The 26,303-nt window shown below is 35.0% G+C and carries 25 protein-coding genes, 1 tRNA gene and 2 pseudogenes; 4 read left to right on the top strand and 24 right to left on the bottom strand.

From position 1 onward, the window contains the following. The first annotated feature begins 246 nt into the window (after positions 1–246). Complete coding sequence (locus JFV29_RS12415; RefSeq protein ID WP_201183907.1) at positions 247–504, top strand: hypothetical protein; 258 nt, start codon at positions 247–249, stop codon at positions 502–504. Between the two features lie 857 nt (positions 505–1,361). Here JFV29_RS12415 and JFV29_RS12410 read toward each other — a convergent pair. The 17 genes from JFV29_RS12410 to JFV29_RS12330 all read right to left on the bottom strand — a co-directional run bounded on the left by JFV29_RS12410 (position 1,362) and on the right by JFV29_RS12330 (position 14,450). Next, positions 1,362–1,904 (bottom strand): tyrosine-type recombinase/integrase, encoded by a 543-nt coding sequence (locus JFV29_RS12410; RefSeq protein WP_201183904.1) that lies wholly within the window; start codon positions 1,902–1,904, stop codon positions 1,362–1,364. A gap of 241 nt (positions 1,905–2,145) precedes the next feature. After that, a complete protein-coding gene (locus JFV29_RS12405; protein ID WP_201183902.1) occupies positions 2,146–2,556 on the bottom strand; it encodes a hypothetical protein in 411 nt (136 codons plus the stop codon). A gap of 250 nt (positions 2,557–2,806) precedes the next feature. Continuing rightward, positions 2,807–3,091 carry a hypothetical protein gene (locus tag JFV29_RS12400; RefSeq protein WP_201183899.1) on the bottom strand — a complete coding sequence of 95 codons (285 nt, stop codon included), beginning with the start codon at positions 3,089–3,091 and terminating at the stop codon, positions 2,807–2,809. 76 nt (positions 3,092–3,167) lie between these two features. After that, positions 3,168–3,464 (bottom strand): hypothetical protein, encoded by a 297-nt coding sequence (locus tag JFV29_RS12395; protein ID WP_201183897.1) that lies wholly within the window; start codon positions 3,462–3,464, stop codon positions 3,168–3,170. Between the two features lie 123 nt (positions 3,465–3,587). Beyond that, positions 3,588–3,749 (bottom strand): hypothetical protein, encoded by a 162-nt coding sequence (locus JFV29_RS12390; RefSeq protein ID WP_201184280.1) that lies wholly within the window; start codon positions 3,747–3,749, stop codon positions 3,588–3,590. Between the two features lie 8 nt (positions 3,750–3,757). Further along, positions 3,758–4,642, bottom strand: a complete 885-nt coding sequence (locus JFV29_RS12385; RefSeq protein WP_201183895.1) for a hypothetical protein — start codon at positions 4,640–4,642, stop codon at positions 3,758–3,760. Between the two features lie 72 nt (positions 4,643–4,714). Continuing rightward, positions 4,715–4,939: a hypothetical protein gene (locus JFV29_RS12380; RefSeq protein WP_201183893.1), complete on the bottom strand. Its 225-nt coding sequence runs from the start codon at positions 4,937–4,939 to the stop codon at positions 4,715–4,717. A gap of 34 nt (positions 4,940–4,973) precedes the next feature. Beyond that, a complete protein-coding gene (locus JFV29_RS12375) occupies positions 4,974–5,648 on the bottom strand; it encodes a hypothetical protein (RefSeq protein WP_201183891.1) in 675 nt (224 codons plus the stop codon). Between the two features lie 407 nt (positions 5,649–6,055). Further along, entirely contained in the window at positions 6,056–7,024 is a 969-nt protein-coding gene (locus JFV29_RS12370) for a tyrosine-type recombinase/integrase (RefSeq protein WP_201183889.1), read from the bottom strand. Positions 7,025–7,179: 155 nt separating this feature from the next. Beyond that, a tRNA-Leu gene (locus tag JFV29_RS12365) sits at positions 7,180–7,260 on the bottom strand. Between the two features lie 182 nt (positions 7,261–7,442). Next, positions 7,443–8,690 (bottom strand): AIPR family protein, encoded by a 1,248-nt coding sequence (locus tag JFV29_RS12360; RefSeq protein ID WP_201183887.1) that lies wholly within the window; start codon positions 8,688–8,690, stop codon positions 7,443–7,445. Positions 8,691–9,472: 782 nt separating this feature from the next. Then, entirely contained in the window at positions 9,473–10,843 is a 1,371-nt protein-coding gene (locus JFV29_RS12355) for a hypothetical protein (RefSeq protein WP_201183885.1), read from the bottom strand. A gap of 323 nt (positions 10,844–11,166) precedes the next feature. Beyond that, positions 11,167–11,397, bottom strand: a complete 231-nt coding sequence (locus JFV29_RS12350; RefSeq protein WP_201183882.1) for a hypothetical protein — start codon at positions 11,395–11,397, stop codon at positions 11,167–11,169. A gap of 115 nt (positions 11,398–11,512) precedes the next feature. Continuing rightward, positions 11,513–11,845 (bottom strand): hypothetical protein, encoded by a 333-nt coding sequence (locus JFV29_RS12345; RefSeq protein ID WP_201183879.1) that lies wholly within the window; start codon positions 11,843–11,845, stop codon positions 11,513–11,515. A 787-nt stretch (positions 11,846–12,632) separates the two neighbouring features. After that, a complete protein-coding gene (locus tag JFV29_RS12340; RefSeq protein ID WP_201183876.1) occupies positions 12,633–13,013 on the bottom strand; it encodes a hypothetical protein in 381 nt (126 codons plus the stop codon). 65 nt (positions 13,014–13,078) lie between these two features. Beyond that, positions 13,079–13,342 carry a hypothetical protein gene (locus JFV29_RS12335; RefSeq protein ID WP_054396608.1) on the bottom strand — a complete coding sequence of 88 codons (264 nt, stop codon included), beginning with the start codon at positions 13,340–13,342 and terminating at the stop codon, positions 13,079–13,081. A gap of 25 nt (positions 13,343–13,367) precedes the next feature. Further along, positions 13,368–14,450: an endonuclease NucS domain-containing protein gene (locus JFV29_RS12330; RefSeq protein WP_201183873.1), complete on the bottom strand. Its 1,083-nt coding sequence runs from the start codon at positions 14,448–14,450 to the stop codon at positions 13,368–13,370. A 603-nt stretch (positions 14,451–15,053) separates the two neighbouring features. Between JFV29_RS12330 and JFV29_RS12325 the strand changes: the two genes are divergently transcribed. Beyond that, positions 15,054–15,380 (top strand): hypothetical protein, encoded by a 327-nt coding sequence (locus JFV29_RS12325; protein WP_201183871.1) that lies wholly within the window; start codon positions 15,054–15,056, stop codon positions 15,378–15,380. A 122-nt stretch (positions 15,381–15,502) separates the two neighbouring features. On the opposite strand, the pseudogene JFV29_RS12320 reads toward JFV29_RS12325, so the two are convergent. The 5 genes and pseudogenes from JFV29_RS12320 to JFV29_RS12300 form a co-directional block, all read right to left on the bottom strand. Then, positions 15,503–16,305: pseudogene (locus JFV29_RS12320) on the bottom strand (IS3 family transposase); the annotation flags it as partial. Positions 16,306–16,725: 420 nt separating this feature from the next. Continuing rightward, the gene (locus JFV29_RS12315) at positions 16,726–17,598 is read right to left on the bottom strand and encodes an HNH endonuclease (RefSeq protein ID WP_242486851.1); all 873 of its coding nucleotides are present in this window, start codon (positions 17,596–17,598) and stop codon (positions 16,726–16,728) included. 211 nt (positions 17,599–17,809) lie between these two features. Beyond that, complete coding sequence (locus JFV29_RS12310; RefSeq protein ID WP_201183868.1) at positions 17,810–19,444, bottom strand: ATP-binding protein; 1,635 nt, start codon at positions 19,442–19,444, stop codon at positions 17,810–17,812. A 270-nt stretch (positions 19,445–19,714) separates the two neighbouring features. Continuing rightward, positions 19,715–20,266, bottom strand: coding sequence for a hypothetical protein (locus JFV29_RS12305; RefSeq protein ID WP_201183865.1), 552 nt, complete (start codon positions 20,264–20,266; stop codon positions 19,715–19,717). Positions 20,267–20,580: 314 nt separating this feature from the next. Continuing rightward, on the bottom strand, positions 20,581–21,831 hold the full coding sequence (locus JFV29_RS12300) for a helix-turn-helix domain-containing protein (protein ID WP_242486850.1): 1,251 nt from the start codon (positions 21,829–21,831) through the stop codon (positions 20,581–20,583). A gap of 359 nt (positions 21,832–22,190) precedes the next feature. Here JFV29_RS12300 and JFV29_RS12295 point away from each other — a divergent pair, with 359 nt between their 5' ends. Both JFV29_RS12295 and JFV29_RS31030 read left to right on the top strand, forming a co-directional pair. Then, on the top strand, positions 22,191–23,336 hold the full coding sequence (locus JFV29_RS12295) for a tyrosine-type recombinase/integrase (protein ID WP_201183862.1): 1,146 nt from the start codon (positions 22,191–22,193) through the stop codon (positions 23,334–23,336). A 41-nt stretch (positions 23,337–23,377) separates the two neighbouring features. After that, a complete protein-coding gene (locus JFV29_RS31030; RefSeq protein WP_274606941.1) occupies positions 23,378–23,512 on the top strand; it encodes a hypothetical protein in 135 nt (44 codons plus the stop codon). Positions 23,513–24,312: 800 nt separating this feature from the next. On the opposite strand, the gene JFV29_RS12290 is transcribed toward JFV29_RS31030, so the two are convergent. Both JFV29_RS12290 and JFV29_RS12285 read right to left on the bottom strand, forming a co-directional pair. After that, positions 24,313–25,362 carry a 2,3-butanediol dehydrogenase gene (locus JFV29_RS12290; RefSeq protein ID WP_201183859.1) on the bottom strand — a complete coding sequence of 350 codons (1,050 nt, stop codon included), beginning with the start codon at positions 25,360–25,362 and terminating at the stop codon, positions 24,313–24,315. 51 nt (positions 25,363–25,413) lie between these two features. Then, a pseudogene (locus tag JFV29_RS12285) lies at positions 25,414–26,222 on the bottom strand (aldehyde dehydrogenase family protein); the annotation flags it as partial. Between the last annotated feature and the right edge of the window lie 81 nt (positions 26,223–26,303).

Below are 26,303 nucleotides of genomic sequence, written 5' to 3'. Positions count from 1 at the left end.
TGGTCGGGATTGACCCCACAAAAGGCTGTTGTTGGTCGGAATTGACCCCACGATATGAAATCAAAATCCTTTTCTTCGTAGGCGATAAGATGCCATGGTAAAAAAAGAAATAAAAGAAAAGAAATTTATTTACATGTCCATTCACAAAATTGACATAAGCTAGGAGATTAAATTCACGATAATGTTTATATTCGCTGTTTTTATTTGTATAATGATGCGGAAAGTAATTGCGGGAGGGACATTGGTATGAAGAGAGTAAGTGAAGTGCAAAGGGAATACATAATAAGATTCGCCATGATTGAGGATTTGGATATCAACGTTACTGCTGAGATAGTGGGAATGAATCCACGAACTCTTAAGGATTGGGTAAGAAAGGAGAAAAAAAGGCAAGTTCAAGATACACCTTCTGAACACCCTAGCGTTATACCATTAGAACCAAGTTATAGCTCATTAGAAAGAAAGATTAATAGGCTCGCAAGGTTATCAAAGATCAGAAGACGATAACAACAAAATTTATTTAATTGTCCGGATGAGTGACTCGACCCACTCTCCCCTTTTTTTACACTACCTCATCGACAAATCTACCATACGACTTCTTTTCGTTATCACTCTCGACTAAAAGAAACAAATAGACGCCCCTGAGATATTTTTTGCTAGCGAAAATTTTTCGAGCTGCTGCTTCGTGAGGATATCGCCTTCCCCCCGAGGTAAAAAATAGTGTTACTAAATTTATATAGCAGTCTGGGGCCTTTTAGGGCCGGGGCCTTGGGGTCGGCGGTTTTCGGAGAATTCGGCCCACCTTACCGTGTATTTTCATGCAGAATTTGCGCATGCAATACGTAACACAACAGCATTAAGTTACATTTCGTTTATTTCAAGAATTCTTTAGTATCAATGATTCATCACATTGATTCGTTTGATTATTTGTTCATTACATTTATGCATTCGTTCGATCCGTACTCTTACGTTGTTTATTCGTTGCATACACTGAATAGAATCCTGCATAAAGAACGCCGTTAGATCCCGAGAGTTCACGAAGGAATCCTATGCGAAAGAGTTCCTAGCTGTTCCTACGACAAAGAGACGCGTAAACAATAGAAAAGACGGTTGTAATCCTTCGAAATACTGTGCCGCCTGCTTTTGTACAATTCGATAATAGATAAACCCTGTATATTTTCCGCCTTATAACGTCTTGCTCAGCTTTTAGAATAACTACAATAACATCCTACACGTTATATCTAATCACAAATAAGTACGATACTGCATATCCACAGATAGCTTTATATGCCGCCCTATATAACGCCCTTACTATCCGGACGTATCTAGAAATAAAGAAGGTATAGCCCGTAAAGCCTCCCTCCTTAAATTCTGCCGAAGTCTATCATTGCTTTCCTTCTTATATCCGTATTAATCCCAATGTAACGAAGAGTAACGGATGGAGCTGCATGATTGAAAAGATCCTGCAAGAGTGCAACATCCTTTGTTTTCTTATAAAAATGGTATCCGTATGTCTTGCGTAGAGAGTGACATCCGATGTCCTCAAGTGCCGCTTTATGTCCTGCTGCTGCGAGTATCTTGTGAGCCTGCTGCCTAGAGATAGCAGCATCCCCTTTACGACTTGGAAATAGAGGAACATCGTCGCCCATGCCTTCCGTGTAAGCTGCGATATCCTCTTGTAAATGTCCGATATATATGTCCTTCGTCTTTTTCGTTTTCTTCTCTCGTAAGATGTAGAAATCACGATCACGAACGTCCCCGACTCGTAAGGAAAGTAAATCCGTTATGCGAAGCCCTGTATTAATGCCCATTTCGAATAGCATAAAGTCTCTCTCGTTCTGGCTGCGAAGGATTGACCGTACCTCGTTTAATTTCACACTATCTCTTATCGGTTGTACTTCTTTCATATGTAAAAAACTCCATTTCTATATACAATATGTCGCATTCGATATCTAAATTATACGTTATGTCGCATTTGAAAGCAAAAAAATATTTGATATCCATAAAAAAAACGTTAGAAGCCTTGGGCCTCTAAGCGTTTAGGTACTTCCTCAGTCAATTAACGAATGCGACTTAATAGGTATTGTGTAATATTCGACCTACATGAAAATATTTCTCTTCTAATACCTCTAAAGACGTCTTACCCGTCTAATATACCTTTATTGGATTGAGATTAAGAATAAAGGTGCTATCTTCCCCCACTCCAAAATCCAAAAATCTATCACTGTCTTTAACCGACACTTTGTATGAATCTATTTTTATTGGCACGTCTCCATTGTCTAAAGGCCTAAGCTCGAATGTTCCTTCTTTTACTAGGATACCGTCATTAGGTATAAAACGCAGTGCAATTTCTTTAACTTGACTGAGCTCGTAAGGTAAAGACCACGAGATATTAATTACTTGTCCATTTATCGTTCCGCAAAGTAGACGTGGTCTTATCCCCTCAACATCAAACAAGTATAGGATATCGCTTGATTCTTTAGCAGGTTGACCAAATACCTCAATAAAGCTTTTGATATTGTCCCCTATTTTGGGAAATTGTTTATTTAATAGTGACATACTAACTCCTCCTTTTTTTATAAGAACCCCATGAGGTCGGGAGCCTCTCCTCCCTCGAGTCTTTAAGTAAGATTACATATCCCTTAAACTCATCAAAATGTTAACGAATGTCAACCTTACTTTACATCGATATATCCTAATTCAAAGCTCCCACGCTTACAGCCGAAAGGGATTGCGAGATTATACGAAATAGGTATGGGAAGTCCCTCTAGTTTACAAAAAAAATGGATGTTACGCAGCGAGGCGAGCTTTAATCGCTAAAATGGACCCTCGTTTCTTCCTGTAAGACTTCGATTGCCTCTTCGATGAGCTCTTTTACTCGTGGATTCTCTGCGATCTGTTCAAAATCAGAAAGGACTGTGACTTCGATATTTTCATCGAGCTCTGTAGCACGAACGGAAACAATCGTCTTAAAGTCACTAAAATTCTCGTCGTCGTTCCATGCTTCTATATCAATCTCGATGAACTGATAACCCTCTTCTGTGATCCCTGCGCCTATATCATCGGAAAGGTTGATATGCTTCCATTGCTCCATGAATATTCCCCCTATATGTAAATTGTCTAATCCGGCCGCTCGCCCACAACGAGAAGGCAGCGAAAACCGAACCGATCTATTTTTCGGGTTCCTGACGTTCCTTTTGCAATCTCTCTAGTTCATCGCAGACGAGCCCCACCTCATAACGTAAGCGGTCGAGCTTTTCTCCTGTGATTGAATAAACAGAAGCCCCCTCATCCAACAAGTAAGGAAATACATAATCACGCCCACTCTCCCCAACGATAAGACCAAACGTTCTCATCTCCTCAAGCGTATATATAGAGTTCATGGTTTTTCCATCAATCCCCTGTAATAAAAAACTAGCGTTATGAAAAACTCCCTCGAGTACTTCTAATTCATCGATAACTGACATAAAGGAAAACCTCCTATCCAAAGAATACAAACAACAAGAAAACTCATACGAAGATTGGAAAGCGAAGAGTTCGTAAGAAAGACCACTACTATTTTTACCGACACACTCCTGTGCAATCCCGATTCACTGTTCTTGCTTTTCGAAATATTCTCGGGATGCTGAGCGTCCGCATGTCGTGCAGACATAATCTCCCGTATTAGCTCCTAGATAGTATTCCTTCACGATACGAAGGTGGTTACTCGGCTTATCACCCCAATCCTTACGAAGTTCCTGCGCTTCTTCCATTTGCATGATTACGTCTCCTTTAATGACGATACTTGCTCTTTTATTGAACCTTCGAATCTTAGCATAACGAATTGCGTAATAGTCAAGGAGAGATGACGAAGTAATCTCGCTTGGTCATTATCAGCAATATACGGGTGCGATCCAGTATTGCTTAACAAGCCATAGACGGCTGCTATCGTTTTGGTCTCTTTAGTTTCTAGTATTCCTTCACTTTCGAGAAAGCTGCGTACTTCTCTAGGACTTTCATAAATCCGGTTTGATAGTTTGCTTCTCTTTATTTTTTCATTATACGAATAAGCGATTTCTCGAAGCACACTCTCCATATACTTTCTTGAATTTGAAATTGAATCATCCCATTTTGCAGCCAAATAATGTTCACTCGAAAGTTTTAGGTGATGAAGAGCCGTTTCTCTATTATTCAAATCTAATTCTGTATATAACGATTCCAAGACTCCTGTTTCCTCTTCGACTTCTAAAATATCAACTTCGGAGAGAATTAATTTTCCATTATTATACTTATACCCATCAAGTTCAAGACTATTTATGAGTTTTCCTTGCAATTTATGTTCCGCTCTCAATATATCTTCCGATAGATTAACTAAATAATTTTGGCCTAGAACCTTTCTTTGTTCCCAAGTCCAATTACTCGTTACTTGATATTGTGTTTCTCCTGTATGTAATTTCATAATTAATTCTTTTATAGCACGAGGCTGATTAAATATTCTTAAATTTTTTGCCGTGTTACAAAACCAAGAGGAATATTCGTTTTCGTATAAGTAGTCATAGAGTCTATTTAGATCATTTTTAGATCCTGAACCACTACCCCTTCCTCGGTAAGTATAGATATCTTGGAACATATCTCCTAAAATTAGCGCAGACCTTCTGCTAAACACCCTTGACCATCTCCCTACTTTTTTGTTCTATTTTACCATATTCATTTTTTATATTCCTGAAAATGGTTATGATTACTTAAAACTAAATAAATCCTTAATTAGACTTAAAGTATGCTTACTATCTTTAAGGCTAGGAATGAACTCGTAAGAAGTTGCGAAGAAGTCTTCTTTCCCGTTTATATCAATGACTTCGAACTGATTTCCTCCTATTACTGTTGTTCCTATTCCCCGATTAAAAAAGTCTTCAAGGCGCTTTTCGCTTACTTCGTCGTTGTAGGTAGAGTATGCGTCTCTCATTGCTTGGTCGTACTCTTCGTTTGCCTTTTTTTCGTTAGCCTCTTTCAAATGCTAGATTAAGATTATAAGTTAGAAATGCCAGAGTACCTTTTTTGAATGCGAATAGACCGCGATTAGCTTTTCGTTGGAAATACACTAAAGTCTCTAGAGCTTTCAATACGGACATTTTCGCATCAGCAAATAATAGATTACGTTTCTTTAAGCCCTTTTCGATTACTTTTTGAATTTGGATCTTTTCAAGTATTCCGTATCCGGTTAGTAGCATATCGATGTCATTATCGAATGGAGAAATATATTCTATAGTTTTTATTCGATTACCGACGGAGTCATGTACTTTGTATTTAATATCTTTTAATTCCGAAGGGGAAGCTTGATTAAAAGAGTCTTGATTCGGATCCGGAATATTGACCTCAACTTCTTGGCGCTCTAAGGATGAAGGCATCTCGACGCCGTGCAAAGACGCTGTGCAAGACGCTGTGCAATCTTCATTTTCGGAAGGTGCTTCGATAGCCTCATCGAAAGGATGCGGACGTAAATTTGATAGGGGAGAAAACACATAAACCAGATACGCATATCCGCCGTAGCGCTTGTCCTTTTTACCGAGCTGCTTAAGAGTTGAGATACCAAAAGTATCGGCAGCAACCTTTAGGAAGTTTCCGACGGAACGCAAAGACACTCCGGCTTTCTCTGCGAGCGTTTCACGTTTCATGAAAGGCACTCCGATAGTTTTTGCGCACTTTGAAATAAAACCTCTAGAATAGCCTTGTAGGACGGTTTCTGCTCGAGTAGTTCCGCATAAGTATATGTGAGGTTCCTGTAGTGTGCGTTGAATGCTTCGAGAGATTCGAATTTTGATAGGGATTTATAATAGGCGATGTTGCCTGCGTGTTCTGCTTGGATTGTGGACATGGACATAGTTTCTATACTTATTTTCGACATGATTCTAGATCCCTTTCGTAAAAGAGACGCAGCCCGCGCTTATAGTATCCGAAAAAAGGCATAACTGAATAATCCTTGCTAAAGGCAGTTTTTTTCAGTAAACTATAAGTAATCAGAAATCAGTGCGGGGCGTTCGGTTGTTACAGCAACCGGCGCTCTTTTTGTATTTTTATATTTTTATAGTAGATACTTTAAAGGTGAAAATTCTTTGTGCTTTTCTTTAACATCATCACTATATAAATTGACGTATATTCTAACCATTTCCATAGAGGTATGTCCTAGAATTTGCTGCAGTTCAAAGATGCCAGCACCTTGTTTAACAGCCATCTTCGCAAAGGTATGACGGAACGTATGACAAGAGCAACGCACATTTTTGATCTTGGACTTTTCCCCATAATAAGAAATTCTGTTTTGTAATTGACGTTTAGAAAGCGCAGTATTGTCCATTGTCACAAGCAGAGCATCCGTTTCACACTTACCGCGGATAGAAAGATACTTCTTTAGCTGAGCCCTCATCTTCGATTGAAAAGGCACTAATCGCTCACGATGCCCCTTAGTATTGCGTATAAGGATCATCGAGTCTTCCCACCGTATATCATCCGTTTCTATACCAATCAATTCTGATGCCCTGACGCCTGTTTCTAGGAGCAGCAGCATTATCGTATAATCTCGTACGCCAGTAAAAGTCCTTAAGTCTGTAGATTTAAGTAGCTTATGTATTTGTTCGCGAGTAAACGTTTCTATAACAGTCCGCCGGTCTTTAAGTAGCTGAATGTTAGCGAAGGGATTCTTCGGGATATAGCTGTGCTTATACGCGAAATTAAAGAACGCTCTTATCGCCCTAAGCCGTGTATTAATCGAAACAATCTTTAACTCCAAAACATCCTTCGAGTAGATAATAAATTGATTAATATGATCCGGTTTAATCTTCGCCGGCATTGTGTCGAGTTCTAGCGTTTCTAACGCCTTTCTAAACGACATTAATTCGTTAGAGTAATAGGTTAATGTATGAGGACGCAAATTACGCAGATTTCCGTCTTGAAGGAATAGCATGAAGAGTTCGTCAAAGTTGAAACTATCGTGGATTACTTCGGATTGGATAACTTTCATTTCGCGTTGATTAAGCTGATTATTACGACGTGCCATAAATATCGCCTCATTCCGATTAGTTAGCGATACTACGCACACGATTGATCGCGCACGATATTTTCCGTCGAATCGTGAAATTTACGCAAATAAAAAACGCTCCCTACCGAAGTAGAGAACGCTGACGTCACCGCATTTAAGGCGACTTCTTTTGATACCGGTGGCCGGGGTCGAACCGGCACTCCAGAGGAACACGATTTTGAGTCGTGCGCGTCTGCCAATTCCGCCACACCGCTGATAGATTAACCTTATACGTATAATTAGACCATGCTATGTATATATTTATCCATACGATTCTTAAGTACCTACTAATCATTCTACCAAAAAATAATACGATTGAAACCTTATTTTTCATCTACTAAAATATTATACAGTAATAAAAATAAAGCACCTATTAAATAGATGCTTTATCTTATTCCTATTGATTTGTTTGCATTTGTTCTAGTTGTTTTTTCAACTCTTTAATTTCTTGTTCTTTTAAATAGCCTGATACAATTTCATAAGTATCTATCCACAAACTTAAGGTTTTACCAACTTCATTAACCGCACCTTGTTTCTCAAAATATACTCCCATAACCTTAGTTACTAATTTATCAGCTATTTCATCAAAAACATCAATCGGGTCATGAATCCATTCGTACATTCCATTAGGTGCTTCCTTATATAATTGACGCATTGAAGCCAATATTGGGAAAAATAATGAATTAGGTATCTTGTAACTAATTCTCTTATTATTTTCTGTAAACAATAATGGGAAGTAATCTTGTTTAAAAGTTACTCCTTTCAGTTTACCGAAATTTCCTCTTTCAGATTCATAACCATGCTTATTATAAATACTTGGGAAATTAACCAAAATATGATCTACTAGCTTAAAGATCTTACTATACAATGTTGTTAATTTATAATAAACATTATCCTGCTGATAATTTTTTACATTCTTGTTGTATTCATTTATATAAGCAGTCTCACATGATCCAGCACCACTATATGTTTTACGCATAGACTTATCTGGAAGTGAGTGATTAAATGTTGTAAGGACTTGAATAATAAAATTTATGGATATATCTCCATCTTCATTTTCTGTCCAAGATATATTGTCATAGAAGCACTCTTTTTTTAGAGCTTCTTTAATAAAATCAAACTTACCCTCAAGATTAGCTATTGATTTTTCTTTTACTTGAGTACTAGTGTTTCTAGCTCTAGCTAAATCAAATAATATATCCTCTACACCAGTAAAAACTTCTAATAAAACATGTTTTTCGCCTAGTATCTCAGCCTTATCTAAAGCATCAAAAAGAACTTTGATTGTATGTCCTCCATCAAAAATCCCATGCTCATCTACATCAGACAATTTAAGAAATACTTCTTTTTTATCATTAAGATTTCTAACTTTACATTCTGCTACACTTAGAGAGATACCTCTATTCAAATAGTGAAAAATATCCCTACTATCAGCGTTTAACGTTTTTCGCATTTCTTTTGCAGGCTTAAGATTTAAATTTTGTTCACGAGGATTGATTTCTGTCCATTCTCTTAATGTTAATGCTTTTTTTAGTTGATCTACTTCTACTTTTATCCAGCGTCTACTTCTTATAACACCATCTGATGTCGTTTCTTTCATAGTCGCAACGTCTTCTGCAACTAATTTAATTTCGAGATTATTCATAATTTACCCCCGTATAATTGTAATTTTTTGCTGTGCATTACTAACACTTTTAAGCGAGTAATTTTTTGCCGTGTATTACCCAACACATTGTTAATATTATACAGTGATTAAACAATATTGTAAATATAAGTTTTTTTCAGACTTTTACACATAATAATTGAGAATCAATTGCAGATGAACATATTAATTGTGTAAATGTAAAGGCAGGGGTCCCTACTGTAAGATGACCTGTGAGGGATTCTAACCCACGACCCCTTCCCTGTCAATTTTGTTTCATATAATCAAACTGGTTTAACTGCATTAAATAAGTGTAAAGAAGGTTGATTTCTCAAGGTTTTGTAAGGTCTTTTTATCAGCTCAGTAAAATAAATAAAGCTCAATGAAATAATTATGTTAGCAAATGTGTGAGCAGGTGGTCTGCTACAATTATCATTATGACTAATCGTTTAATTTTCTTCCACTGACCAGTTAGGGAACAGGATTAACATTAAAGTTAATTGTTTTTTTATCAGAATGGGGCTCACTATTCGGATTACAAATAATAACATATTTTCCAGTGCTACTAAACTTATATTAGATTTGTTTTTTCTCATTTCTAAATTTTTTTGAGGATGCCTGAACCACAAACGTTATGTGTGGACTGTAATTGACAACACAAAGGGATGTTGGTGGGTTTACTAACATTCTTTTTAAGAATACACCTTACTACAAATTGTGGAACCTAAAGTATTTTACCTGCATCTGAATTATTTATATTTCTTTTCCAAAATTAATTAAATCTTTTACTTAAATCCTAGCGAATTAAATTGCTCTTCTGTTCTAGCTATATAAATACTTATCAATTCTTCAATATTCTCTGTTTTGTCATCCCGCATTTCAGCAAAGTGTTCTAACGCTTCCCTTGTTAAAACATCATCCGGGACAAGTTGTGGGCGGTCATAATAAAATATTGCTGGTTGGATTTCACCAGGTATTTTCGCAATAATACAAACTCTACACATAATATCAAAATTAATTGTCTCTTCCTGTGGATATGAAACATTATAAAAATCAAGCGGAGAAACATTATTATATTGACGTAAATACTCTTGAATCAATGTTTCAAAGCCTGGCTGCATAAGTCTTGGAATATTAAGCCTCGTTACAATTGGAGAAGTATTGCTTGTGAAAAAAACTTCTCCTTCTTCTATAAAATATTGTGTTATGTTAGTTTCTTCAAAACAGGAAATATCCAATTTATTTTTTGCATATGGATTATGAAAAATAAAAAGTCCATCTGTCAATAACTCTGGAACTTCTTTATCTACGACCTGTAATTTGTATGGAATATCATTATCTTCATAATCCCTTCTAAGATTGTATACTATATTTGTAGAACTTTTTCCTGATGACAGTGCCAGAGAAGCTAATTTCCCTAAAGTTGTAGTACAAGAATAAATAATCGCTGAAATATTACTATATTTATCAGAATTAAATATTCCAATAGGAATTTTTGCTCCTGTTTCAGGCTTAACAACTGTATCCTTTTTTATGTAATGGTTTTCTTCTGGTACATAATACAATCCGTAAAGCAATGCCATCATAGGATAAATATATTCTCGTCCATAATTCACCTGATCATAAGAACTCATAGCCACCACAAATGGAACATCCTCTTCAATCCACTCACATTTAGAATATTCTTGAAAATGCTTATTTATTTTATATGTTATGGTATTGGAATGCCTAATTATAGCTTCATCTAACACTTCAACAAAATCCGGTTGTTGACTTGGAGGATTGAACATTTCCATTAAATCATTTATATCTCTATCTTTTTCTTCTCTTCCACCCTTCTTAATATTTGAAACTACAGCCTCAACATATATTTTATATGGAGATGTGATAATAAAATCCGGCCTATTGTATGACTGTTCAAGTTTAAACCCCATTTCATTAAAACAGGCGTTCAAATAAAATTCCCAAAAACTTGAATGAAATGTTTCTTGGAATTCTCTTACTATTTTTTTATCTCTATCCACAAACCCTTCCGTCCAGCCAAGTAAAATATCTCGCTCGTCCTTCATAGTAATACTCTCTTTTAACAATTTAAATTTAGAATGCAATTGCTCTTCGCTAACACCCTTTACTATCTGAAATAATTCCAAATCCATTTACCACCTTTCTAACATAGAGTTAATTTCCTCTGATTAATAAAAGAATCCCACCATTTTGTATATTTTCATCAGTATGAAGGTGATTCACAAAAAAACCGGAACCTATAAAGGTTGCGGCCCTTTTCCTAATAAAAATCTATTACTCAAGCCAGGACAATTTTAAAAGATTGTATCTAATTCGTCTGTTTTATTTTTCACAAATTTAAATTCAACTTAAAATCTCTATTAATCTGAGGATAATTTAGTATTGGATCGTTAGAATAACAACGACTATTTTAAGATTTCTTTCTTTCATAGGGCTTCTAAATCAGCTTTCACGTTTATTGCTTTTTAGCTTCTTTCTGAAATTCAATATATCTTTCTAGAGCAAGGAGATAATGATTTTTAGAATTCGGAAATTCTTTTTCAACAGCCACTATCAAAGACTGTGTCATCTCATTTTCTCCTTTATAAATTCCTTTATTATCAATTCCGTTAAAACGGCCGACATAGTCCTTAGCAAAACTGTCTCCTAAATTATATTTTTGAACTAAAAATTCCTTAAACTCCAAAATTATCTCCCACTAGTCACAAATTAATCTTTTTCTTCATTAATATTTGCTAAAAAGCAAAAATTTCGAACATATTATATATGTAACCAAAGATTGAAAGTGTACTTTCTCTAAATTATTTCAAACTATAAACTTCATAGTTAGAGCTGTCTAACCTTGTAGTCCATCTTAACCCCGATATTTCGGGGAATAAGTCCCGAGAGGATTCCCAGTTTAATATATGTACATCTTGCAAATCCTGATCAGGGATATTATTCAGATTTTTGGAGTTATCGGCTGGTTTATGAACATAAATTAAAAGTTTCTCAGCTAAATCAATTTCATTAGCCCTTTGACTTTCATTTGGTACACTTTCTCCAGATAAACGCCCTGCATAAATAGTAAGTATTTTTAATAGATATGGTCCGGTCCAATCGATTTGAATAAGTCTGACATTATAACTTTTCATTCCTTATTTACCCCTGACGCTGTCAACTGTAGTATCTTAATACCGGAATTAAAATTAAATTAAACGCAAAAATTTTATTTATTTAATTTTTCATATGCAGATTGAGAACTAAATATTAATCCCGTTCTTTAGTATATGTATAGTAGCAGCTTTGTTAATCTTCTTATCATAATCAGAAATAAGCGATTGAACTTGAGATAATAGTTTATAACTTTGTTCAGATGTTTGTGGTAATTTTACAAACCACATTTTTAATATATCTTCAGTATCAACACCGTTTTCCTTGAACCTCTATCGTACTTTTTAGTACTCATTGCCCTGTAACCAATATATTTGCTTGGCCAAAATAAATTAAGTAGAGGATATAAAATACCAATGTCTAAACTGCGACAATTGTGTAATGATATCAGTCTTATTTTTTAAATCCTCATTAAATTGTTTTACATTTTCAAGGACCTCTTCTAGACTAGTTACTAATTCATCCATAACAGTTCTCCCTAAAATTTATTTACCATCTACCTGTTTCTCTTGTTAATTCTTAAAACTATTAGAAAAGCAATTAACATATTCGAAAAACTAGTAGTATAACACCTCACATACTTACTAGTTTTGTTTCTCTAATTTAAAACATAGTATGGATTTTCTACTAATTCGATTCCTGCTGTTTCATACCTAATAAACAAACTTTCATAATCCCATTCCTCATTGACACACATTACCCTTCTTAACCCTTTTTCATCTAATTTTTTATCTTCTTCTTTGGTTATAAGAGCTGTAAAGCAATACTTTAATAGGATATTACCGATAGTACCTTCATCCGGAGACTCTTTTTTAATTCTTTAATAATATCTTTGAAATATATATTTTTACATACTACGTGTTCCTTTATGTATGAAGTTTTATTGTTAGTATCATACATTTCTAAAGCTATTGGGGTAATATATTTATGCACGCCTATACCATTCCAATCATAATTTATATCTAAAGTTTCTTTTGCAGAGGACCTTAAGCATCTATAAACGAAGCCTTGAATAAAATTCGTACTATTTTGAAAGGTATGTCTAGATTCTGGATCCATTAATTTTATTGCATTGTAGTTTCTTATTAACCACTCTACAGCCCTTTTATAAACTAATTTCTCAGCTGATGTATTATTATTTTTTAACATATTCATACCTCACTAGTGCTAAAGGAAATACCACCTACGTAATCCGTATATTTTCTTATCTAGTTTTAGACTACCTCGTATCCAGTTTTCTTTTTAACAGCTTCTTTATCCGTTGTAAAAAAATAAGTAGCTCCATCTTTAGAATACGATTCACCGTACCAAATCCCCTTATTAATAGCAGACCAATTGAAACGTTTAGAATTTGTTTCTTTTTTGAAAAATCTTGCCGCCTCCTGAATACTAGGACATTCAGCGATTAATTCTTCTCCTTTGAAAATATTTACGGGGATTTCGACTTTGTTTTGTATTATAGGTCTTTTTCTCTCCATATTAGCACCTGTCTATTTATTATTTTTATTCATCAGTATTTAGTTCAAAAAACTCCAAAACTTTATCAATAGTATATTGACTTCTCAATTTATAGGCACTGTTCTGATTAGCTTTTAAGCCCTTCACCCAATAAGCTTCCTCCTTAGATACATTGGCTAACCATTTTACTTTAACAACATACTCACACTTCTCAAGATCTTCTACATCGTGAAACATATTGGTTGCTTTGAGGTTTAGATCTGACATTTTAACCTCTGTTTGATTGACCTTAAATGTAACATCTTTTATAGGTTTAACAGTATCTATTACTGTACCAATACCGACGTATCCACTTTTAGGTATCATACAAAATATTCTAGCACCAACAAATAATTGGTTTAATGTCCTACTATACCAGCGTCCTCCGCCTGCTGAAATAAAACCATATTTTACTGCATCTTCCCATTTTCTAGATGGCTTATCTTCAAAATTAACTACAAATTCTTGTTTATTCCATTTCTCCTTTTTATTCTCTACTTTTGTATTACTAGATTTCTCATCTATTACATTTGGATCCAAAAGCCAACTTCTAGTTAAAAAATGTTGTTCCCCTTCTTCGAAATACCGGAAGAAAACAGCATTGATTGGAACGTCATAATTATTTGATAAGTAATTTATTATTCTCTCTGTCTCACTATCAAGTTGTGACGAAACAATTGTAATTTGATGTGTGTCATTCAACTTATCTGGTAAACTAACATCAAACTTTTCAGCAAATGCTTCCTCTAATGGGCCGTTATTTTTATCCTCGTATATTCTTAATACTTGCTCATATGAAAGATTCTGTACCCAGGAAGCATAGTCTAATGCTTGAGCAACTACTTCTCTAGGTGCTCTATTTTTCTTTAATTCAATAATATGAAGGTTTCCCTCTCCATCTATTGCGAGCATATCTAAATATTTCCCATACTCTGTTTGAACTTGTCTACCAATCAATAAAAGATCATCAGATAGAATAGACAAATCTTTCGACAATATATCTTCTAACTTATTTTCTGATTCAATTACAGAGAAATCCACCTTTTTTATACCGCCATTTACCTTCCATATCCCAACTTCTATAGGCATATACTTACACCTCTATTTAATATTATTTAAGAGAAAAAATAGTAATTTCCGTACTTAGTTTTATAGTATAATATTACCATATTGCAAGGGGAATGGTGAGCAAAATTGTCTAAAACAAGATCTTTAACACACAACGCAATAATGGAAGCAATAGATTGGTCTTATGATAAAGCAATTAAGGTGGTGTACCTGGAATGGTGGACACGGCTATAGAATTAGCTGAAAGTTACTTACAAAAGAATGGGACCTTAGATGAAAAAGTTAAAAGTTTAATACTATGGCAAAAACCACAAAAAGTGTTACTAGTAGATTTTTAACAGGTTTAAGAGGACTTATTACATTACTTGTTACCACTTTTTTTATGTAAAATGAAATTTATATTTGAACAGTTAAGAAAATAGAGGGATTCTCAAAAAAGAAGGGTATCTTTAGGTGAAGATTTAGATCTTTGTTACACTCTGAACGTTTTGCTTATAATGTTACTCCCTATGATGTAATTTACATTTGCGAGTATGGGGATGGATGGTATACATTTCGGCTTATTAACCCACTTTTGGAACGGTATCTGATTTAGAGAATGCTTTTGTTGTCTGCATTAGCCCAATGGATTTTGGTGAACATATAAAAATTGTGGCTCGAAACATAATGGAGTTTATGGGCTTAGTTTGTTCAATGAAAAGAGCAATAGCAATTTCTAACTTTATTTTCTTTCAAGAAGAGGCGAGATACTTAGATTATTTAAAAGAACTTAAGCAACAAGAAAATGATGAATATACAGAAAAAGCAATCTATATAATTGCCAAATTAATGTCTACAATCAAATTCAAATTAATTGACGATGTATACGATAATGTAGAAAGAAAAGTAAAAACAGAAAGAAAAAATCAAATCACCTTACCAGCTCTGGATGGAATAGGAATAACGCTTTAGAAAATATAAATTGTAATCATACAATCTACAAACTTGAAAAAGATAATTAACCTAAATGAAGTAAAATCTTTTTTTAACACTTGGATTTGAGTCAATATTTTGAACACAAAAAAAGTTAAATCTTAAGCTGTATTTGTAATTTGATCTTCAATGGCTTGTGGAGTTTTATATCCTAAGCTGCTGTGAATTCTTTTTCGGTTATACCAACCTTCAATAAATTGGAATATTGCTAATTTAGCTGTTTGGTAGTCTAGATAATGTACGTGGTTGACTTCTTCCTTCTTTAATATCGCATGAAAAGATTCAATACAGGCATTATCGTACGGGCACTCCTTCTGGCTAAAGGATTGCTTAATATGATGATTCTGGGTATGTTGAGTAAACTCACTGCTTGTATACTGTGAGCCAAGATCAGTATGAAGAACTAAGCCCTCCGAGGGCTCTTGTGAAGAGTGAGCGTTATCAAAAGCTTTTATGACCAGTTCTGTCGTCATAGAACGTGAAAAGGAATACCCTACTATTTTCTTAGAATGAAGATCCAATACAGAAGCTAAATAACACCATCCGTCTTTTAACGTGTGGATATACGTAATATCAGCTATCCATTTCTCATTAATGGTATGGGTACTAAAGTCTCGTTTAAGCAAATTTTCTAACTGAATAACCTTTTCTTTTGATGGATAAGGACGGTATATTTTTTCGTGATAGAACGAATACTCGCTTTGCTCATTAGGCGTTGAACACGCTTTAGACTTAGGGAAAATCCTTTGGTTAATAAGATGTTATGTATCTTAGGAGCACCATAACGTCCCTTGCTTTCTAGGTAGATGAGATGAATTTTCTTCGTTAGTTCTTTGTTTTCCTGTTCGCGATTGGATACGAAAAGTTGAAGAGACTGATAATGGCTGCTTCTTGGAATTTCTAATATATGATTGGTTTTGCCACCAGGCTGCCACCAACTTACCACCATTATTATATTTATCAAACCCTTGATTTTTAAGTGTTTAACAGACCTTTCATAAATCAAATATCTTTCAATGAATTAGACTTTAGGTAGATACGAACCCTTTCAGCAACTCTTTTCCACACTAAACATTTTTATTTAGTGATTCTTGAACATTTATTTCATATTCACTTTTAAATCGAAATGATGGGGGCAGTGATGTGAACGGTTTTTTAGAAATCTTCTTCCTTCAATCTGAACCTAGCTGAAACCTAATCGAAAGTTGAAACTTAGGTTTTATTTACACTATAATAGGACAGTTCTTACTTTAGATTAGAATATAAATTTACTTATTATTTTATAGGAAAAGCCATGGACCCTATGAAATCCATGGCCTTTTGTTTACCGTTGCATATGTAGTAGTTGCTTTAGTTCACTTTTTGATAACCACGGTCGTTTACGGTGTAGCATACGGTGGCAGTTAGCACATACTAGGGCGATATCCTCTACCTTTGTTTCTTGGTTATCGTCCATTTCTGATACAGGTTTCGTATGATGACCTTCTATATAACCATGTCCTAGTTCACCGTAATATTGTTGGAAATCAAACTCGCATACTTCGCAAAATAACCTACCGTGCTGTTGTAAGAATCGTTCCTTTGCAAGTTTAATAACAAGGGGGTTTCTTTCACGTACTAGATGCCGTTTTAATTTAACCTTTCCTTCTGGAAAACCTTCGTCATCTTCCGTAAACCCTATACGATCAATTTCGTTAAGTTTACGTAGTACATTACCTACGGAACTAAAACCGTACTCTAAAATTGCGTTTCCTTCTGTATCAGTAATACCTTGTCCAGACATAGTGGTATTTGCAAATTTAATATTAATATTGCTTAGATATACGGGGTTATCAAACACTTTGAAGTCGGTAAGAATTATACATCCTATTTGACCCGTATATGCATCAGTTCCAAACATGGTTTTCATTCTACCTATAAAACTTTCCTTATCTTCATCACCGTTAGCATTACGGTATCTGTCCCATGCTTCACCTGCCGTTAATACCTCGAAACGTATGTACGTAGCCATACCCAATACCGCTCTTTCTCCTTTAACTCTCTTATCATTTTTAACAAGAAAAAAGAACGGTTCCCCCATGGTTATCGATTTAAAGTTTTTAGTGTCCTTACGCCAAAAGTTAAATTCATCTGCTTCATTATGCGAAGATAAATTCGTAAACCATTCCCTAGAAGTAACGCCAATATAACCATTCATGTTTAAACCTCCTGCAACTAACTAATAATGCCTGTAAAATATTGTATCATTCTATTAACGTTATTATAGGGTAGATTTTTAGTTTTGCAGAATTTAATCTCGGTTATGCAACCCACTACGTTGTTCTGATGCAATAATTTTAGATGACTTGAGAAACCCTTTGAATTTAATTATGACTAAATTCAAAGGGTTTTTTATCAGAAATCTATGTTTAATTTAGAAGCTTCCAGAACGCCATATCCTCCATAATTTCGTATCTATTATTGGTAACAGACGTGACTAAGCTATAGTGTTTTTGAAGTTGCGCTATCTTTTTAACTATCTGCTCACCCTCTGCCTGATTTTCTGGACTGAAGATAGCTTGTACTTCCTTCTTTTTAATGGTAGGTACTCTATGTATAATCCAAGTCAATATATACTGAGCATAGTCATTATTTGTAGTTGCAAAGTGGTCTAAAAATTGGGTTGATAGGATTACACCAACGCCATATTCTCTTCCTTCTTTCATAATTTTCTTTAAAGAAGAGAAGTTTTGACTCAAGAAATTATCTGCCTCATCAACAAGTATCATTTTCGTTAATTCACGATAATCTCCTTGAATTGTACTGTGCCCTTTTGTAGACATCTGGGAATAGAAGGTGTCCAAAGTGATTCCTACTATCAAGTTCTGAACACTTGGATCATAACCAGCCAGATTTACAACCGTTACGCCTTGTATCATGTCGTATAAGGACTTTGTATTCTCACTATTTGGAGAAAAGATCTCAAAATCATAAATTTGTTTTAGTGCTGCATAAAGACTATCTTCTTTTACATCCTCCCTATCCATTAATCGTTCAAATACATTATTTAATGTAGGTGGTACCAGACCCCATGTAGCCATATCAGCCTTATAAATACCTGCTTGTGAATAAGCTTCAATGATTAAATCATTCAATAACTGCTGTTGCTTTATACCTAAATTAAAAGCATTAGCAATTGTTTCTTTAATGGTACTAGCTGTATGCAAAGGCAATAACGGCTTTAGTTGTTTTCCCCTATATAAAGATAACGGATTATACGGAAGGTGATATGGATGATACACTGTAGCGTTTGTCGCTCCTATAAAGTCATCTTTGATATAGTCACCTTTATAGTCAAAGATGAGAACATCAATAGGTGTTCCATTTACATTAGATAGAGAACCATCATGTATCTGTTTAATGAGCGATTTAGTAAACTGAGTTTTACCTGTCCCCATCGTACCAATAATACCTGTATTCGTATGCATGATTTTACTAGTCGTAGTTGGATACCAATACAATGGTTCATTGCTGTTGGGTGAATGACCAAAAAGAATTCTTAATGGTTCTGTTTCGTCAGGCAATTTTATAACGGAAGGTTCTATGACTAGAGAACTATTATGTGAGTCATGATTCGCCGTAACCGAAGCAATTGCATGGCTTTTTTTATAAATATTTTTCAAATTTTGCTTTTCTTCCGTTTGCAGTTCCTCAGGCATTTCCTCCTGTTCCATGTTAAGCATTTCGCCCTTCGGTTGTTTATATATATCCTCCCAGCCTTTTATGAATTTCTCATATGCTTTTTGCATTGCGGATGGTGTTAAGTGGGTGTAAACGTAGTAATTGTCTTTTACAAAGATATTTTTCTTTTTACTTCCATTTTTGGCTACGAAGTATTCTGAAACGGAAGTGCGGATTCCTGTGAACTCTATTGTTTCAATTGTTTTTTGTAAATCTTTTTCCATGAAGAACTGCCAGAAGTTGCGGTAGATTTGTGCGTGTGATTTTTCTGCCCATCTGATTATTTCTCCTTCTATGTTCATTTCAAATTCATGAGTGCTCATTAGTAAATTCCTCCTATATTTCTCCTCTTTATATATTAGATTACTAAATTTTAGCTGGCAAATAAATAAAGATATTAAATGACTTGGTTCTGTTGCAAAAATTCCCAAATTTTGAACATCTAGATACTATTACTCTAAAGAAGGTGCGTGATCAAAGTTAGAAACCAGGTTTAAACCTGATGAAAATCTTCAATAAGGTTCACTCATACCTAAAATTACTTAACTATTCACTAAACATCGTTAATATCAAAATAAAAACCAGTGTCTAATTTAAGACACTGGTTTTTCCTTTTTAAAACTCATATACTCTTCATCTATAAAATCATATGGTATTTCTGTTTCATTTTTTGTTTTCAATTTTAACTTATTCAATAAGCGATTTTTAAGTTTTCTATCTTCAATCTTCTTTTCTATTTTTTCATGACACGCCCTGCATATTATTTCATAATCCACTTTATAAGTTTCAACTTTAACAAACATTGATTGTATATTTAAATGCTTTGCAATACAAGTCCTATGTTGTCCATCGGTAAATTCAAAGTGTCCACAATCTCTAGGGTGCATTCTTATTGAAAAATCACTTTCTTGAAAACTTGAATCTTTAAAATATTTATCATTTAACAAAGATCTTGCTAGATCACGACAAAACATAACATTACTGTCATAAAATTTATTATCTTCTTCTTTTCTTACTTGATCTGCTTCTTCCTCACTTAAGTATAAGGAACATGTTCCTTTTCTTAATTCATAACAATCATATTTCCCTAATCGATAAGAAAACTGGCATTTGGTTGGGTTGAATTGCTTTATTTCATAACTCAATTTGATCACTCCATTTTAATCCTTTTATGCTAAAACGTATAATATGCATTTAAAAAGAGCCCTGCTTCCTAATAATGAAGTGAACCCAAAAAGTTAGACACTTTAATTAGGCAGCCATGAGGTCATGAACTCAATAATCTATAGTACTCATTCCTTTTAACCATAATTCGTAATGATTGTAGTAATGGGTATATTCATCTAGTTTATTTCATTCATATAAGAAGCCAGTAAAAAATCGTATACTTTGTGAATATTCACAAAGTTAGATATCGCTTCCAAATTTCGATATATCCCAAAAATATATTTTTTTATAGTTATTTTATTTTCGACGATAATTTGTTCTCAACCCATTTACTAATACTAATCCCTTCTTGTTTAGCTAAATCTGAAATTTTTTCTAACAATTCATTTGGTAATTCAAAACTAGTTTTTCTATAAGGACTTCGTAATATCAAAGTACCTTCTTCATGGTGCATTTCTCCATTGATTAAGTACGGCAAAATATCAGCAATACCAAACATCTCTGGCATTAACGGTCTTTCCCCTGCCCTGATGAAGAGTAAAACTGAACTATCTTGTTCTCTCATTCTTATGTTTTCCACTCCCCATATTTCATATAAGTAGTCAATGAAGGGATAAAATACAACTTCATTTTTTGGTACCTGAAGCTCAACATATCCTTTATAATCCAAAGTAGGTTGGTGGATCGAGTATGATGGCTTTAAGGCATAATTATTAATTCCTTCTTCATACGTCAACAACTTTTGGATATTGGGTAAGTAGAAACCAAATACTTTTTCTTCATTACGAATCACACGTGCCTCTGGTATTTTATTCGAATGAAATCTTTGATACAAAACAATATCATTTTTCGCATCATAATATTCATATTTTTTTGGTCGCTGGGTTTCAGACGGTTTGAGTGATTTCTCTGCTTCATGATAGGCTGTTTCCGAAATTACATAAGTGATTCTTTCATCACCATAAGGGACGGATTCAGCTTTTATGGAACCATCTTGTATATACTTATAAACACTTTGTACAGATAATCCCAATTTCTTTGCAACCTCATTTGGACTCATACCAGTAGGTAAAGATTGCTTTTCATATACTAGTTGATCCACTTCCGCTTTTTCATAACGTGCCTCTTTATGTAATCGATGTGGGTCCAGAATTTTAATGATTTTCTTCTGCTTTCCATAATGGTAGACCGTTGCCTTGGATACTCCTAATAAATCAGCTACTTCCTTTTGTGTATACCATTCCACTTTATTCCCCTCCCATCCTTCTTGCTTATCCGTTCCTGTTATGGGAACATCCCGTTGGTTGCCATTCGTTAATTCCTCATGATACAAGACTGCATCCGCCTGGCCAAATTTTACACGATATTGGAGACGGGGGTGTTCGATCACTTCCAAAATCACGCCTTCTTTTTTTTCAAATTGTTTAAAGTAGTAAAAACTCTCTGGGTCTTCTTCTTCCGTACATGTTTGGAGAACATAAACCGTTTCCCCCATTTCATATGATGCAGTCTGCGTGTTTTTTTCATGGTTTAGTTTATTCATTATTTGTCTCTTCACCTTTTATCTTTTATTGTTATATATCTTTCTATCTCATGATTAACTATTTAGTTCCAATATCTAATATAATATATAATATTGATATAAATAAGTATAATTGTAAATTCCTTTTATATAAACATTATAGACATAGTCTTTGAATTTAACAATATTATTATAATTTTTGAATCTAGTTATGTAATAATTATGGTAGACCTAAATAAATATAGGATTTATTTAGGTATTTCATAATTAATTACCTCTTGTCATTTGTTATAATGTAAGTAGGATTCATAACATAGAGAGTATTTAGATATACACTTTACCTTATTAATAAGTGAATTATAAAAGTGAGGGATACAGGTATGCATGAACTGATTGGAAAAACGAAAGAGATTCAGAGCTTTGCATGGAAAAACAGTCTGTCAGACATTTCGATCAACACGTTACAAGAACGATTAGATACGACAGAAAAGAATGGACATAAGCCTTTTTCCGATTTTAGCGATGTAGAAATGCTACAGTGGTTTCTTCAACGACGAGAGCATTTAAAACAGCAACATGAAAAGTCCACCCGCACCGTCCAAGCCTATGAGAGAGAGCTTATTCAATTTATTGAACAATTACTCACTTATTCGGTGGAAATCAATGTAGACTTGGAAAAAGTCGTGGAAAGTTCCCTCTTTAAGTCTCTATCTACCCGGCACATTCGAAGATATCAGGAATGGTTATCAGAAAAAAGCCCCTATGTCTTAAAAAAAGGTGCTTATTCCGTTGCCACATTATCCAGAAAGACAACCATCATTCAGAGTTTTTTGAAATTCTTGTTCGAATCAGGCTATATTAGTGAACCAATTCATGAAGGTTTCTTTAAGATAAGTATTCGTAAAGATGATCGGCCGAACCGTGATTTGGGACCAAAGGAAGTCATTCAGCTACTTGATTACTTCAGGGAAATTAACCACCCCATCGTTTTTTCGATTATTCATATCCTAACGATGACAGGCATGCGTAATGAAGAGTTTACAAGACTCCGAGTCAAGGATCTTCAATATGATTCCATTACCAGCACGTATTTTTTAGAGGTCCTAGGTAAAGGAAATAAAAAAAGGCAAATACCTTTAAAAGAAAAAGGAATGAAAAGTATTCGAATGTTCCGTTCAGCTAGAGGAATCGACGATATAGATGCAGCAGAAGGAGACGACCCGCTCTTTACGACCAATACCGGCCGTGCCTACTCTCCCTCTTATTTGTCTCAATACATAACAAAAGCCATTAAAGAGAGTGGATTGCCTTTTTTGAAGTTTCGTTCTTCTTCCATTGGTCCTCATACCTTTAGGCATGCTTTTGCCATCATTTCTCACTTAAATGGAGTGGATGTCTATCAGATTATGAAGAGTCTGGGCCATGAGCAGCTATCCACTACAGAAATTTATTTGGAGAAGGTTTTTGAAAAAGAACGCCATGCGATTCATTTGTGGAAATCAGATGTGTTTGGAGAGTATATATAATAGAAGAAACTCGTCATAATTAGAGAAGTTTTTGCTGGATTTTGGGACTTAAGTCAGGCGTTGCTGGAGCGGAAATAATTGGAATGACTGATATTGCTATCATGAAACAGACGGGACATAAAACGTGGAAGATGGTCGATCCGTATGTTCTCAGGCTGGGACACGTTATAAAATAACGCCAGCAGCATCTTGAAGATTATATAAGGTAAAAGACTCTTTCTTTTACCCTATATAATAGAAGACACTCGTCAAAGATTATATGATTTTCTGTTTGGATTGAAATAATTTAGTATTTCTAGGAAGCTCTTTAATGAAATAATTGGGCAATGGGCTTGGAAAATAAATTTATTTTTGACTGAGAGTTAATCTAAGACAATTGAATAAGAAACTGTAAATCCTGTTCCAAGTAATCTGTTATCAATTTACTAATTTCCCTGTCGTCTTCCACAAGCAGAATACGCTTTTGCATACTTCCACATCCATTCATTTGTGTTAACAATGCAAATTAATCTCATATCTTTTTTATCTATTACTTTATTTCTATACTTTGTACATAATTCTTTCCTCAACTAAATGACCCTTAACGGAACAACTTTATTAAGAGATTCAATATTCTCTTAATACCCTATATAATTGGAATTTATTTGCATATGGTCCCATATTTCGCTTTTGGTTGTCATACCCCATATTTAGTTGGAGGGTACCTTGAGGATCATTTTTGAATCTCTTAGTGCTATCTTAAAAAAGTCCAACTCACTTGTGATACGGTTCACCGCATCTACTAAACCAGCGGTTTTTCCAATTAGATGAGGGTTGGGATTTAAAATGAAGTTTAAATGATTAAAGATAATAACAAAAGGGAGTTGAGGTAGGGTCAAATAGATTGTTGATGAAAAAACTGTATTACCATGAATGGAAGTATGTCTTTTATAGCATAAAAAAACAGATTTCCTTTTTAAGGAAATCTGTTTTTTTACTATTCGGCTTTCACTAAAATTTTCACTTGATTCCTTTCTTTTAGTAAAGCCTCAAAGCCCTCTTCAATTGCGTCATCAAGCTTAATCCGTTTAGTTACTAAACTATCAGCAGGGAAGTAACCTTGGGCCATTAAACTAATAACTGCAGGGAATACATTGCGGTACCCGATAATGCCATTTATTGTACGCTCTTTTAGAACAATATTTTGAGGATGAATAGAGGCCTCTTTTTCAAAAATACTTACAATCATAGTTTCTCCACCATTCTGGGTAGAGTTAATTGCTTGAGACAGAACCGGGGGAACTCCAGTAACTTCATAAGAAACATCTACTCCTCCGTTTGTTAGCTTTTGAATTTGTTCCACAGGATCACATTGACTAGGATCGATACCAATAGCACCAAGTTCTTCCGCCTTTTTTCTCCGCTGTTCAGATAACTCAACTGCATAAATTTCTGATGCACCTGATGCTTTTAGTGCTTCAATAACTAAAAGTCCGATAGGACCAGTTCCAAAAACAGCAGCTTTATCTCCTACTTTCAATTTGCTCTGACGTACAGCATGAAGAGCTACCGCTGATGGTTCAACAAGTGCCCCCTGCTCATAAGACACCACTTCTGGAATTTTATGAAGCATTGCTTCTGGAACCGCTGCGTACTCTGAGAAACCGCCGCCGCCGCCAGCAAGACCATAAAAGCCCATTTTCTTACAAAGATTATACGTCCCCTGTTTACAAGCCGCACATTTACCACAGGCATAAATTGGCTCAACAACCACACGATCACCAACCTGAACCTTTGTTACTTCTTCTCCAACTTCAACAACTCGTCCAGAAAATTCATGTCCCAATACGATAGGAGCTTTGCCCCCGCTTAATGGATGTGGTGCCTCAGTTGGAATAAAAATCGGTCCAGCAGTATATTCGTGTAAATCACTTCCACAAATCCCGCACCATTCTACTTTAATTTTTACTTTATCTTTTTCTGCAGTCGGTTCTTCGATATTATCTAATCGTAAATCTCTTACTCCATGCCATCTCAGAGCTTTCATTTTTCCCTCTCCTTAAGTGTTAATAATTCCTTTTATTATTGAGTTATATATTTACTGCATCTTTACTTCTGTATAATTATTAAGTGCATAGGAGCCCATTTCACGTCCCATACCTGATTGTTTGTATCCGCCGAATGGAGAGGCTGCATCGAATGCATTGTAGCAGTTTACCCATACGGATCCCGCACGAAGCTTGCTGGAGATATAGTGAGCTTTAGCCACATCGCGTGTCCACACACCAGCTGCCAGTCCATATTCACTATTGATGGCACGATTAATTAATTCATCAATATCGTCATATGGCATAGCAGCGATAACCGGTCCAAAGATTTCTTCCTTAGCGATTGTCATTTCATCCCGTACATCTGCAAAAATAGTGGGGGAAACAAAGTAACCCTGTTCCTGAGGCTTATTACCACCTGTAACAAGCTGTGCACCTTCCTTTAGTCCCTTTTCAATATACCCAAGTACACGGTTTTGCTGTTCGATGGAAACCAGCAGTCCAATTTGTGTATCCGTAAAAATTCCGGAGCCTTGTTTAATTCTTTTCGCATGTTCAGCCATATCTGCTACAACATTATCAAATTGCTTCTTTTGAATAAATACTCGGGAACCTGCACAGCAACCTGTCCTTGGTTGAACATAACACCGTTAAGTGCCCCTGGTATTGTCTTTGTTAAATCAGCGTCGGGAAGGATGATGTTTGGCGACTTTCCGCCAAGCTCAAGGGTAACTCGCTTCAAGTTTTAGACGCGCTTGACATGATTAGCTTTCCAACCTCAGTAGAACCGGTAAAAGCAATTTTATCGACTAAAGGATGGTTAACAAGAGGCTGACCCTGCGGTTTTACCAAAACCAGGTTTTTCCCTTACCGTTGTAAATTGTCTAAATCCTGACGCTACCCCTTTTTAGTTTAAAATGATCCTATGCAAAAAGAGATT

Source organism: Peribacillus sp. TH16, from assembly GCF_016651095.1.
Lineage (GTDB): Bacteria > Bacillota > Bacilli > Bacillales > DSM-1321 > Peribacillus > Peribacillus butanolivorans.
Note: the sequence above shows the minus strand (reverse complement) of the source record. Positions and strands in the feature narration are given on the sequence as shown.